General features: G+C 65.5%; 1 protein-coding gene. It reads left to right on the plus strand.

The features are described 5' to 3' along the window. Window position 1: 1 nt before the first annotated feature. Window positions 2-281: Fic/DOC family N-terminal domain-containing protein (locus tag ACTFO6_RS18635; RefSeq protein ID WP_439935859.1), on the plus strand; the 280-nt coding region annotated here is incomplete at its 3' end.

Consider the following 281-nt stretch of genomic DNA (forward strand, 5'->3'; position numbering starts at 1 on the left):
GGTGAACGCAGCCGATAACAAGCGCTTTCGTGCAGGCCGGTATGTCCAGCAGGCGGGCGGCTACCGCGCCTTCGTCCCCGCACCCCTGCCGCCCGACCCGCCGCTGGACCTTTCCGGGTTCTTACGCGAGCGGCTGTCCGAAGCCGACTACGCTTTGGGAAGGCTGGACGGCGCCGTGCTCACGCTGCCCAACCCGGACCTTTTCGTATTCATGTACGTGCGCAAGGAAGCCGTGCTCTCGAGCCAGATCGAAGGCACGCAAAGCTCCCTGCAGAACCTGC

Source organism: Pelomicrobium sp. G1 (assembly GCF_051905455.1).
In the GTDB taxonomy this organism is placed as follows: Bacteria; Pseudomonadota; Gammaproteobacteria; order Burkholderiales; family UBA6910; genus Pelomicrobium.